The organism is Streptomyces sp. NBC_00885 (genome assembly GCF_045207475.1).
GTDB lineage: Bacteria > Actinomycetota > Actinomycetes > Streptomycetales > Streptomycetaceae > Streptomyces.
The window spans coordinates 1,099,661-1,110,683 of sequence record NZ_CP108796.1; the positions used below are offsets into that span (position 1 = coordinate 1,099,661).

Annotated in this window: 9 protein-coding genes and 1 riboswitch; of the genes, 1 reads left to right on the forward strand and 8 read right to left on the reverse strand. The window is 68.6% G+C overall.

All coding sequences use genetic code 11. The annotated features are described in order from the left end of the window. Nucleotides 1-126: 126 nt before the first annotated feature. A complete protein-coding gene (locus tag OHA61_RS05095; protein WP_406301892.1) occupies nt 127-1,068 on the reverse strand; it encodes a peptidoglycan DD-metalloendopeptidase family protein in 942 nt (313 codons plus the stop codon). 4 nt (nt 1,069-1,072) lie between these two features. Next, nucleotides 1,073-1,228, reverse strand: a riboswitch (cyclic di-AMP (ydaO/yuaA leader). Nucleotides 1,229-1,630: 402 nt separating this feature from the next. After that, nucleotides 1,631-3,736, reverse strand: coding sequence for an alpha-galactosidase (locus OHA61_RS05100; RefSeq protein ID WP_406301893.1), 2,106 nt, complete (start codon nt 3,734-3,736; stop codon nt 1,631-1,633). Nucleotides 3,737-3,917: 181 nt separating this feature from the next. Between OHA61_RS05100 and OHA61_RS05105 the strand changes: the two genes are divergently transcribed. Next, nucleotides 3,918-4,730, forward strand: a complete 813-nt coding sequence (locus tag OHA61_RS05105) for a tyrosine-protein phosphatase (RefSeq protein WP_406301894.1) — start codon at nt 3,918-3,920, stop codon at nt 4,728-4,730. Nucleotides 4,731-4,740: 10 nt separating this feature from the next. Here OHA61_RS05105 and OHA61_RS05110 read toward each other — a convergent pair whose 3' ends face one another. The 6 genes from OHA61_RS05110 to hpnH form a co-directional block, all read right to left on the reverse strand. Further along, nucleotides 4,741-4,896: a DUF6126 family protein gene (locus OHA61_RS05110; protein ID WP_406301896.1), complete on the reverse strand. Its 156-nt coding sequence runs from the start codon at nt 4,894-4,896 to the stop codon at nt 4,741-4,743. Further along, nucleotides 4,889-5,476 carry a cupin domain-containing protein gene (locus OHA61_RS05115; protein ID WP_406301897.1) on the reverse strand — a complete coding sequence of 196 codons (588 nt, stop codon included), beginning with the start codon at nt 5,474-5,476 and terminating at the stop codon, nt 4,889-4,891. Before OHA61_RS05115 ends, OHA61_RS05110 begins: the two co-directional genes overlap by 8 nt. A gap of 61 nt (nt 5,477-5,537) precedes the next feature. Then, nucleotides 5,538-6,923, reverse strand: a complete 1,386-nt coding sequence (locus tag OHA61_RS05120; protein ID WP_406301898.1) for an aspartate aminotransferase family protein — start codon at nt 6,921-6,923, stop codon at nt 5,538-5,540. After that, the gene (gene dxs / locus OHA61_RS05125) at nt 6,920-8,800 is read right to left on the reverse strand and encodes a 1-deoxy-D-xylulose-5-phosphate synthase (protein WP_406301899.1); all 1,881 of its coding nucleotides are present in this window, start codon (nt 8,798-8,800) and stop codon (nt 6,920-6,922) included. The genes OHA61_RS05120 and dxs overlap by 4 nt, the downstream gene beginning before the upstream one ends. A 25-nt stretch (nt 8,801-8,825) precedes the next feature. Then, complete coding sequence (gene ispG, locus OHA61_RS05130; RefSeq protein WP_405603816.1) at nt 8,826-9,992, reverse strand: flavodoxin-dependent (E)-4-hydroxy-3-methylbut-2-enyl-diphosphate synthase; 1,167 nt, start codon at nt 9,990-9,992, stop codon at nt 8,826-8,828. A 4-nt stretch (nt 9,993-9,996) separates the two neighbouring features. Further along, entirely contained in the window at nt 9,997-11,019 is a 1,023-nt protein-coding gene (hpnH, locus tag OHA61_RS05135) for an adenosyl-hopene transferase HpnH (protein ID WP_266483575.1), read from the reverse strand. Nucleotides 11,020-11,023: the final 4 nt, after the last annotated feature.

The window sequence follows — 11,023 nt, forward strand, 5'->3', positions numbered from 1 at the left end:
GGAGGGGTTGACGAGGGGTGATCTTTGCCACCGCTCAAGATTGTCCACGGCGGAATACGCCGGATCCCCCCGCGCCGCCGCTGCGGCACGAGGGGACCGGGACGTGATCGCCGCGTCGGACGGGCGTCAGACGGTGACGCCGTGCTGGCGCAGGTAGGCCAGCGGGTCGATGTCCGAGCCGTAGCTCGGGCCGGTGCGGATCTCGAAGTGCAGGTGCGGTCCCGTGGAGTTGCCGGTGGAGCCGGAGAGGCCGATCTGCTGGCCGCCGCTCACGCTCTGGCCGGCGGAGACGGCCAGGGCGGAGAGGTGGGCGTACTGCGAGTAGCTGCCGTCGCTGTGCTGGATGACGACCTCGTTGCCGTACGCGCCGCCCCACCCGGCGGAGACGACGGTGCCCGGGCCGACGGCCTTGACCGTGGTGCCGGTGGAGGCGGCGAAGTCCACACCGGTGTGGTAGCCGCTGGCCCACATCGACCCGGCGAGGTGGTACGGCGTGATGACGGTCGCGCCGTCGATGGGGGTCGTGAAGCCGGAGCTGCTGGTCTGCGGGGCGCTCTTCGCCGAGCCGGAGTCCGTGGAGACCTTGGCAGCGGTCTTGGCAGCGGGCTTGGACGCGGTCTTGGCAGCGGACCGGGCCTGGCTCTTCTCGCGGTGCTGCGACTTCTCGGGAGCCTTGGCCTTCGAGGCGGCGCCGAGGGTGAGCTTGAGGCCGGGGTGGATCAGCGAGGGGTTGTCACCGACCCGCTCGCGGTTGTCCTGGTACAGCTTCTTCCAGCCACCGCGGACATTGTGCTCGTCCGCGATCTTGGAGAGATAGTCGCCGGCGACGACGGAGTACGTCGTGGGTGCGGCGGCCGGCTTGTGCGGCGCCTTGTACGCGGCCGGTGCCGCGGTGGCGGTCACGGTCGTGTGCGACGAGGTCGCGACGGGGGCGGTCTTGCCCGCGGCGTGGGCCCCGGTGGCACCCATGAGCGGGATCGCGATGGCGGCGCCACTGGTGCCCGCTGCGACGAAACCGCGGGTGATCGGGCTGGTCTTGGGACGGCGGTGCTTACCCTTTGCGGGCATGGCGCTTTCCTCTCCGGCGCCGGCGAGGTGAGCTGTCGGGTTCGGGCTGGAGATGCCCGGCCGCGCGGTTGCGCTGCTTAACCCCGAGCCGTTCCACAAGTGCGGAATCGGCGTACTACCTGGGTCCCCCGCTCCTGCCACGCGTGGGTGGGTTCGAATTCCGGGCGGCGGCAGGATTTGGCGGTCCGTCCGGATTGCGGTGAACGTAAACGAGCCGGGCCGACCGGAACAAGCGACCGCAATTACGGATCACCATCCGGCGTGATATCGCCGGAGAATTCCCGTTACGCTCCGTCAATCAATGATCTTCCCTGCCCTGTCAGGCAACGGATTTCGCAACCGTCACGCCGCCACACACCGTCACAAATATGATCCTGCTCACGAGGCATGCCCCATCTGCATTGCAGACGGGGCAGGTTATACCGAACCGTCCAATTCGGACAGAAGCACCATTTGATGACTATCGACCGATCAGGCTCACTTTTCCCTCGGATCCACCATTACCGAGAAATTCCGCGGCGGCTGATTGTCCCTTTTCGGGCGTATTCTCCGGACCTCTCCGTCACGGTTGCCTCCGCACGAGCCGCCGCAGCCGGATCACCGTGGCGTCCAGGTCACCCTTGAGTCCGGTGTGCAGCCCGTGGTGCAGCAGTAGCGACCCAGGATGCTCGGCTCCGGTGTCCGGGCACTCGTAGACCGCCGCCGGATCGAGACCGCGCAGCCTGAGCCGCGGCGGCTGTTCGCCGTAGTGCTGCGCCTGCAGCCAGGCGAGGACGACGGTCTCCTCGCCATGTACGTACTGGACGGCACTGAGCCCGCCCTCGGGCGCGCGCAGCCGGTACAGCTCGCCGTGCTGCACCAGCGGCCTGATCTCCTTGTAGAGCTCCACCCAGCCGCGCGCCTCTGCGAGCTCCTCGTCGGTCCACTCGGTGAGGTCGCCGCCGACCCCGAGCACCCCGGCCATCGCACTGACGAAGCGGAAACGCAGCGTACTGATGCGGCCGTTGAGCTGGACATTGGGGCTGTCGGTGACCCATGCGGCCATGACCCGAGCCGGGTGCAGCTGGGTGAAACCCCGCTGGATGGCGAGCCGGTCCAGCGGGTCGGTGTTGTCCGAGGTCCACACCTGGTCGGTACGCGCGAGGATGCCGAGGTCGATCCGGCCGCCGCCGCCCGAGCAGGACTCGAAGGCGACGCAGGGATGCGCGGCCCGCAGCCGGTCCAGCAGTGCGTACAGCGCGTGGACATGCTCGACCCACAGCTTCTGCGGGTACTCCTCACCGGGCCAGCCCGCGTCCGTGAAACAGCGGTTGAAATCCCACTTCACATAGTCGATGGGGGCATTGGTCAGCAGGGTGTCCAATTGCTCCCACAGATAGTCCTGCACGTCCCGGCGGGCGAGATTCAGCACCAGCTGATTGCGGAATTCGGTCCTGGCGCGGCCCGGATGGTGCTGCACCCAGTCGGGGTGCGCCCGGTAGAGATCGCTGTCGGCGTTGACCATTTCCGGCTCGACCCAGATCCCGAACTGCATGCCCAGCGCGTGCACTTCACCGGCGAGCGGGCCCAGGCCCTTCGGGAAGCGCTCGGCGCTGGGGGTCCAGTCGCCGAGGCCGGCGCGGTCGCTGGTGCGCCGCCCGAACCAGGCGTCGTCGACGACGAACAGCTCGACGCCCATGGCTGCGGCCCGATGCGCGAGGGCCCGCTGCTGCTCCTCGCAGATGTCGAAGCCCGTGGCCTCCCAGGAGTTGTAGAGGACCGGCCGTTCGGTCGCGGCGTCCGGAATGACGTGTGCCAGCTGCCAGGCGTGCCAGGCCCGGCTGGCACCGCCGAAGCCGCCGCTGCTCCACAGCCCGGCGAAGACGGGCGAGGTGTAGGACTGCCCGGGCGCGAGCCGCAGCAGCCCTGAGTCGTCGTAGCCCGCCCCACCGGTGATCTGCACCAGACCGTCGGGCAGTTGCTGTACGCAGATCCGCCACGATCCGGACCAGCCGAGCGCCACGCCGTACACCTCACCGTGCTCCTCGGTGGCCTCCTCGGCGTCCAGCGCCACCCACGGCAGATGCTGATGCCCGGTGTGGCCGCGGCGACTGCCGATCACCTTCTCCCCGTATGTCAGTTCCGACCGTACGAGCAGGGATTCGGCGGCCCACCGGCCGTGCAGCCGGCTGAGCCGCCAGCCGTCGCGCTGCGGCAGCGTCCAGGCGGCCGCATCGGCCCTCAGCAGCTCCAGATCGGGTCCCTCGCCCTCATGGGCGACGGTGACCCAGCGCTCGATCACATCGGCGTCGTCGCGCATCCGGTGGTGCAGGGTGAGAGCGAGTCCGTGCACGGCGTCCGTGAAGCGCAGCCGCAGCTCGTCGCCGTCCACCGCGGCCCGGTGGAAGGTCCACTCGGTGCCGCGCACCTCGGCCGTACGGACGGACAGCGCCGGGCGTACGAAACGGGGGCCGCCCTCGACCGGATACTCCTCGTGCCCGTCTAGCCGGGACTCGAACGGCCAGTACGGCGGCGGACCCTGTGCCGCGAGCGCCTCGGCGTCGGCGCCCGCGATCCGTGGCCCCCAGTGCAGATGGAGCAGTTCGTCGTCGTCCGTGAGGTGAAGTGCGTAACTGCTCGTCGGTCCGGAGAGGACCCACGTACGTCCGCTGCCAACGCTCTCGATCATCCCGGCCCCTCAGATACTCACAGGTCCGCACAGGCCCGAACATCATCCGACGGGAGTCGCCGCCCGTGCAACGCCCTTGAGGCGACAGATCGAAATGATTGCCCGCTAAAGCGATGTCGTATCGTCGGGAAAGCGCCATCGTCGGCGAGGAGCGCCGACGGCAGTCACCTCAGGAGCCCACGTGACGCAGCAACTGCCGCAGGCCCCCTCGACAGAGCCCGAGCTGACCGGAGTGCGCAATTTCCGTGATGTGGGCGGCCTGCCGACCGTGGAGGGCAGGCGGGTGCGGCACGGCCGGCTCTTCCGCAGCGGTCATCTGGCCCACGCCACCGAGTCGGACACCTCGTTCCTCGCCACGCTTGACCTGCACACGATCTTCGACTTCCGCAATGCGGCCGACATGCGCCTTGAGGGCCCGGACGTCGAGTTGCCCGGCGTGCGCAATGTGAATCTGCCGCTCACCGACCCGGCCGACGGCGCGGAGTTCTGGAAGATGGTCCGGGACGGCGACCTCGACCAGCTGCGCTCGATCCTCGCGGACGGGAAGGCGGCCGGCCGGATGTCGGCGTCGTACCGGAGGATCATCAAGGAGCGCACCGCCGAGCACAGCAGGGTCCTGCACGCGCTGGCCGAGGACAGCGTTCCGGCGCTGATGCACTGCGCGGCGGGCAAGGACCGCGCCGGTCTGTCCATAGCGGTCTCGCTGCTCGCGGTCGGTGTCGAACGGGACGCCATTGAAGCGGACTACCTCAAGTCCAATGACCCGCACCGCCGTTACCTGGTACGCCGCGGCGACAACTCTCCGGCCGCGATGTCCCCCGAAGTGATGGAACTGCTCGCCCCGCTCTTCGACGCGCGCGCGGAGTATCTGAACGCGGCCTTCGAAACGATCCAGCAGACCTGGGGCGACACCGAGCGCTACCTCAGCGAGGGCCTGAAGGTGAGCGCCGAGACCCGGGAGCGGCTGCGCGAGCGTCTCCTCGACGAGGCGTGAGCCACGGCGGCTACCCCTTGCCGCCGAGCGTGAACAGCAGATAGAGGAACGCGGCGAACAGATGGCCCGCCACCAGATAAGCGAAGAGGCGGATCACGAGCCCTCGGGGGAACTTCCCCTCTTCGTTGTGCTGGGACATGGCGGGCCTTTCGCGTGTGTCAGACATGCGGATGGATGTCGGGGCTCTGCAGCAGCGTATGGACGAACAGGAGCTCGGCCCCTTCGCGGGTGGCCGCGGCGATGCGGTGCGGGGTCCCTGAGTCGAAGTGCGCGCTGTCCCCGGGGCTCAGCTCGTACACGGCGTCCCCGAGCGCCAGCCGGAGCCGCCCTTCGAGGACGTACAGCCACTCCTCGCCCGGGTGCACCCGCACCAGATCGCCCTGGGATCCGTACGGCACCACCACCCGAAGGGCCTGCATGGCCCGGCCGGGGCCCCCGGCCCGGTGGTAGGTCCAGCCGTCGGCCGACGAGGGCTCCGTGTGCCCGGCGCGCATGATCGGCTCGCGCTCGGGCGCCGACTCGCCGAGGAGTTCGGCGACCGTCGTACCGTAGATGCGGGCGAGGCCGAGCAGCATCGGCAGCGAGGGCTGGCGGCGGCCCGTCTCGAGCCGCGACAGATGGGCGGGGGAAAGCCCCGCGCGCTCGGCGGCGGCCTCCAGGGTCAGACCGCGGCGGCGGCGCAGATCGCGCAGCCGCGGCGCGACGTCGGGCAGCCCGTCAGCCGCCCCTGCGGCAGGAATGGTCATGCGTCCATTGCGCCAGGAGACTGCCTCTGAGGCAAATTTCTTGCCCCAGAGGCAAACAGGCTCAGCGGTTCGCGACGGCCTGCTTGACCAGGGTCTTGCCGAAGTCCCACATCAGTCCGCCCCCGCCGTGGGCATCGTCCATCACGGCCGTGAACGCCTCCACGAACCGGTCCACCTCCGGCTCCCCGATGGTCAGCGGCGGAATCAGCTTGATCACTTCCAGATGGTCGCCGGAGACCTGGGTCAGGATCCGGTGCTTCTGCAGCAGCGGCACAACGACCATCTGGGCGAACAGACCCTTGCGGGCCGCCTGCAGCATGGTCCAGCGGCTGCGCAGCTTGATCGAGTCCGGCCGGCCGAACTCGATGCCGATCATCAGGCCCCGACCGCGCACCTCGTGCAGCAGCTCATAGCGGTCGACGAGCGCGGCAAGACGGGAGCGAAGCAGCTCTCCGGTCACCCTGGCGTTGGCGACGATCTGCTCGTCCTCGATCACCGAGAGCACCGCGAGCCCGGCGGCCATCGCCTGGGCGTTGGACCCGAAGCTCGCCGAGTGCACAAGGACCCGGTCCATCGAGGAGTAGACCTTCTTGAAGATCCAGTCCTTCCCTAGGGTGGCTCCGACCGGTACGTATCCGCCCGAGAGCGCCTTCGCCACACAGACCAGATCCGGCTCGACCCCTTCCTCGTGCTGGTAGGCGTAGAAGTCGCCGGTCCTGCCGAGGCCGGTCTGCACCTCGTCGGCGATCAGCAGGGCCTTGTGCCTGTGCAGCAACTCCTGTGCCGCGTACAGGAATCCGGGCGGGCTCGCGTGCACCCCCTTGCCCTGGACGGGCTCCACGACGAACCCCGCCACATCGCCGCGCTTCAACTCCCGCTCCAGCGCGGCCAGATCGCCCATGGCGACAGCGGTGTCGGGCAACAGCGGCGCGAATCCGTCCCGGAAGCCCGCCTCGCCGTTGACCGACAGGGACCCGGTGGTGAGCCCGTGGAAGGCGTGGGAGCAGTAGATGACCCTCGGCTTCCCGGTCGCGTACCGGGCGAACTTGAGGGCGGTCTCCACCGCTTCCGTACCGCTGTTGCCGAAGAACACCCGGTCCAGGTGCGGGCTGTGCGCCAGCAGCTTCTCGGCGAGCAGTCCCGGCAGCGGCTGGCAGTCGAAACGGGTGAGGTCGGCCAGCGAGGCATCCAGGACGTCGTGCAGCGCCTTGCGTACGACGGGGTGGTGCCGGCCGAGCCCCATCACGCCGAACCCCGCGAGCATGTCGAGATAGTCGTTGCCCTCGGAGTCCCAGAAGTACGCGCCCTCGGCCCGCTCGTAGACCTTGTCGAAGCCGATGGTGTGCAGCATGCGCGGCAGCTGGTGGTTGAGATGTCTGGCGTGCAGCTCGTAGCGCTCGCCTCCGCGCTCGGCGAGCAGCTGGGCCAGGTCGAACTCCTTGCTCATTGACCGTTCTCCTTGACTGCCATGGCAGCGCTGATCCGTCCCGCGATCTCCACCGGCGTGAGCCCTATGTCGGCGAGCACCTCGCCGCGCTTGGCGTGCGCGAGGAACTGCTCGGGGATGCCGAAGGTACGCAGCGGCACATCGACGTCCGCGTCCCGCAGTGCCTGCCCGACGGCCGAACCGACGCCGCCGTTGCGGCTGTTGTCCTCGACCACGGCCACCAGCCGGTGCTGGGCGGCGAGCGGCGCGAGCTGTTCGTCGACGGGCTTGACCCAGCGCGGGTCCACGACGGTGCATGCGATGCCGCGCCCCCGGAGCAGTTCCACGGCCTGCAGACAGACCGACGCCAGGGCGCCGACGGACACCACAAGCACCTCGGGCTCGATGTCCCGGTGCAGTACGTCCATCCCGCCGATCCGGCCGATCGCCTCGACCGGTTCGCCCACGGACTCCTTCGGAAAGCGCAGCACGGTGGGCGCGTCACCGACCTCGACGGCCTCGCGCAACTCCTGGCGCAGCCGGTCGGCATCGCGCGGCGCCGCGATCCGCAGTCCGGGGACGACCTGGAGGATCGACATGTCCCACATGCCGTTGTGGGAGGGTCCGTCGACGCCGGTGACGCCGGCGCGGTCGAGCACGAAGGTCACTCCGCACTTGTGCAGGGCCACATCCATCAGCAACTGGTCGAACGCCCGGTTGAGGAAGGTGGCGTACACGGCGACGACCGGGTGCAGGCCTCCGGTGGCCAGCCCGGCCGCGGACACGGCGGCGTGCTGCTCGGCGATCCCGACGTCCCACACCCGCTCGGGGAAGCGCTCGGCGAACTTCGTCAGACCGACGGGGTGCAGCATCGCGGCCGTTATCGCCACGACGTCCGGCCGCTGCGCGCCGATCTCGGCGATCTCGTCCCCGAACACCGAGGTCCAGGAAGGGCCGTTGGACGGTGCGAGCGGCTCGCAGGTCAGCGGATCCATGATGCCGACCGTGTGGAAGCGGTCGGCCTCGTCCTCCAGCGCGGGCTGATAGCCGCGGCCCTTCTCGGTCAGACAGTGCACCAGGACGGGGCCGTGGAAGCGTTTCGCCCGGCGCAGCGCCGACTCGACGGCGGCAATGTCGTGACCGTCGATGGGGCCGACGTACTTCAGGCCCAGATCCTCGAACATCCCCTGTGGCGCGAAGGCGTCCTTGAAGCCCTTCTTCGCACCGTGCAGCGATTCGTACAGCGGCTTGCCGACGACGGGCGTGTGCTGGAGGACGTCCTTGCCCCAGGCCAGCACCCGCTCGTAGCCGTCGGTGGTACGCAGTGTGGCGAGGTGGTTGGCGAGCCCGCCGATCGTCGGCGCGTAGGAGCGTTCGTTGTCGTTGACGACGATGATCAGCGGCCGGTCCTTGGCCGCTGCGATGTTGTTGAGAGCCTCCCAGGCCATGCCGCCGGTGAGCGCGCCGTCCCCGATGACCGCGACGACATGACCGCTGCTGCCGAGCACCTGATGGGCCTTGGCAAGGCCGTCGGCCCAGCCGAGCACGGTGGAGGCGTGGGAGTTCTCGATGACGTCGTGCTCGGACTCCTCGCGCGAGGGATAGCCGGAGAGCCCGCCCTTGCCGCGCAGCTTGGAGAAGTCCTGCCGGCCGGTGAGCAGTTTGTGTACGTAGCTCTGGTGCCCCGTGTCCCACAGGATGCGGTCGACGGGCGAGTCGAAGACCCGGTGGAGGGCGACGGTCAGCTCCACCACGCCGAGGTTCGGTCCCAGGTGGCCGCCCGTCCTCGCCACCGCCTGCACCAGGAACTCTCTGATCTCCTCGGAGAGTTCTTCGAGTTCCGCATCGGTCAGCGCCTTCAGATCGCGCGGCCCCCGGATGTTCTCAAGAATCGTCACGGTCGGACCCCCTTCACTTGCTGGTTCAGCTCACGGTGACGGCGGGCGGACCCGAGGCCGTCCCCGCGTCCTCCATGGATTCGGCGATCTTCATCGCCTCTTCGATGAGGGTCTCGACGATCTTCGACTCGGGCACGGTCTTGATGACCTCGCCCTTCACGAAGATCTGACCCTTCCCATTGCCCGACGCCACGCCGAGGTCCGCTTCCCTCGCCTCGCCGGGACCGTTGACGACACACCCCATGACGGCGACGCGCAGTGGCACCTCCATGCCCTCAAGGCCTGCCGTGACCTGGTCGGCGAGCTTGTACACATCGACCTGGGCCCGTCCGCAGGACGGGCAGGAGACGATCTCCAGGCGGCGCTGGCGCAGATTGAGCGACTCCAGGATCTGGATGCCGACCTTGACCTCTTCGGCGGGCGGTGCGGAGAGCGAGACCCGGATGGTGTCCCCGATTCCCTCGCTGAGCAGCGCCCCGAAGGCGACGGCCGACTTGATCGTCCCCTGGAACGCGGGCCCCGCCTCGGTCACCCCCAGGTGCAGCGGATAGTCGCAGGCCGCGGCGAGCTGCCGGTAGGCGTTGACCATGACGACCGGGTCGCTGTGCTTGACCGAGATCTTGATGTCGCGGAAGCCGTGCTCCTCGAAGAGCGACGCCTCCCACAGCGCCGACTCGACCAGCGCCTCCGGTGTCGCCTTTCCGTACTTGGCGAGCAGCCGCCGGTCCAGCGATCCGGCGTTCACCCCGATCCGGATCGGAATCCCCGCGTCCGAGGCGGCTCGGGCGATCTCCTTGACCTTGTCGTCGAACTGCTTGATGTTGCCCGGGTTGACCCGGACCGCCGCACACCCGGCGTCGATGGCCGCGAAGACATACTTCGGCTGGAAGTGGATGTCGGCGATCACCGGGATCTGTGATTTGCGGGCGATGGTGGCGAGCGCGTCCGCGTCGTCCTGGGTGGGGCAGGCGACCCGTACGATCTGGCAGCCCGACGCGGTCAGCTCGGCGATCTGCTGCAGCGTCGCCCCGATGTCCGAGGTGCGCGTGGTCGTCATCGACTGCACCGATACGGGCGCGTCCCCGCCGACGGCGACCGGCCCGACGTGGATGCGCCGCGAGGTGCGGCGCATCGCGATCGGCCGGGCCGGCAGCTCCGGGAGCCCCAGCGCTACTGGCTCTCCTTGGGACATGACGTCACCCGCGGTTTCCCGAGACGGTGTCGCGGGCGGCCCGCAGAGACTCCTTGAGGGAGCCCATGGTGGCGAGGACGGCGGTTGGCTCGTAGCCGCAGTGCGCCATGCAGTTGGCGCAGCGCGGGTCCTTGCCGCGGCCGTACTTGCTCCAGTCGGTCTCCTCGATGAGCTCCCGGTAGGTGGGGACGTAACCGTCGGCCATCAGATAGCAGGGGCGCTGCCAGCCGAAGAGCGAGTAGTTGGGGATCGCCCACGCCGTGCAGGGGAAGTCGGCCTTGCCCTCCAGGAAGTCGAGGAAGAGCGGCGAGTGGTTGAGCCGCCAGCGTCGCCGGTTGCCGCCGGCGAAGGACTTCTTGAACAGCTCGCGGGTCTGCTCGACGCCGAGGAAGTGCTCCTGGTCGGGCGCTTTCTCATACGCGTACGCGGGCGAGATCATCATCTCGTCCACCTTCAGGTCGTCATTGAGGTAATTGAGCACCTCGATGACGGTCTGCGGGGTGTCGGTGTTGAAGAAGGTCGAATTGGTGGTGACCCGGAAACCGCGCTTCTTGGCCTCCTTGATCGCCTCCACCGCCTCGTCGAAGACACCTTCCTTGGCGACCGATTCGTCGTGCCGCTCGCGCAGCCCGTCGATGTGCACGGCAAAGGCGAAGTACCGGGAAGGGGTGAAGTTCTCGATCTTCTTCCGCAGCAGCATCGCATTGGTGCAGAGGAAGACGTACTTCTTCCTCGCCACCAACTGGCGCACGATCTCATCGATCTGAGGGTGCATCAGTGGCTCGCCGCCCGCGATGGAGACCATCGGCGCCCCGGACTCCAGGACCGCCCCCACCGCCTGCGCGACCGGCATGCGCTGCTTCAGAACCCCGGCCGGATGCTGGATCTTCCCGCACCCCTCGCATTTCAGATTGCAGGCGAAAAGCGGTTCCAGCTCGACGATGAGCGGGAACTTCTCACGCTTGCGGAGCTTCTGTTCAAAGAGGTACGTCCCGACCCTGATGGTCTGACGGAGCGGCATGGCCATCTAG

Coding starts and splice junctions, on each gene's coding strand:
- OHA61_RS05095 (WP_406301892.1), bottom strand. CDS start 1,068: ATGCCCGCAAAGGGTAAGCACCGCCGTCCCAAGACCAGCCCGATCACC.
- OHA61_RS05100 (WP_406301893.1), bottom strand. CDS start 3,736: ATGATCGAGAGCGTTGGCAGCGGACGTACGTGGGTCCTCTCCGGACCG.
- OHA61_RS05110 (WP_406301896.1), bottom strand. CDS start 4,896: ATGTCTGACACACGCGAAAGGCCCGCCATGTCCCAGCACAACGAAGAG.
- OHA61_RS05115 (WP_406301897.1), bottom strand. CDS start 5,476: ATGACCATTCCTGCCGCAGGGGCGGCTGACGGGCTGCCCGACGTCGCG.
- OHA61_RS05120 (WP_406301898.1), bottom strand. CDS start 6,923: ATGAGCAAGGAGTTCGACCTGGCCCAGCTGCTCGCCGAGCGCGGAGGC.
- ispG (WP_405603816.1), bottom strand. CDS start 9,992: ATGTCCCAAGGAGAGCCAGTAGCGCTGGGGCTCCCGGAGCTGCCGGCC.
- hpnH (WP_266483575.1), bottom strand. CDS start 11,019: ATGGCCATGCCGCTCCGTCAGACCATCAGGGTCGGGACGTACCTCTTT.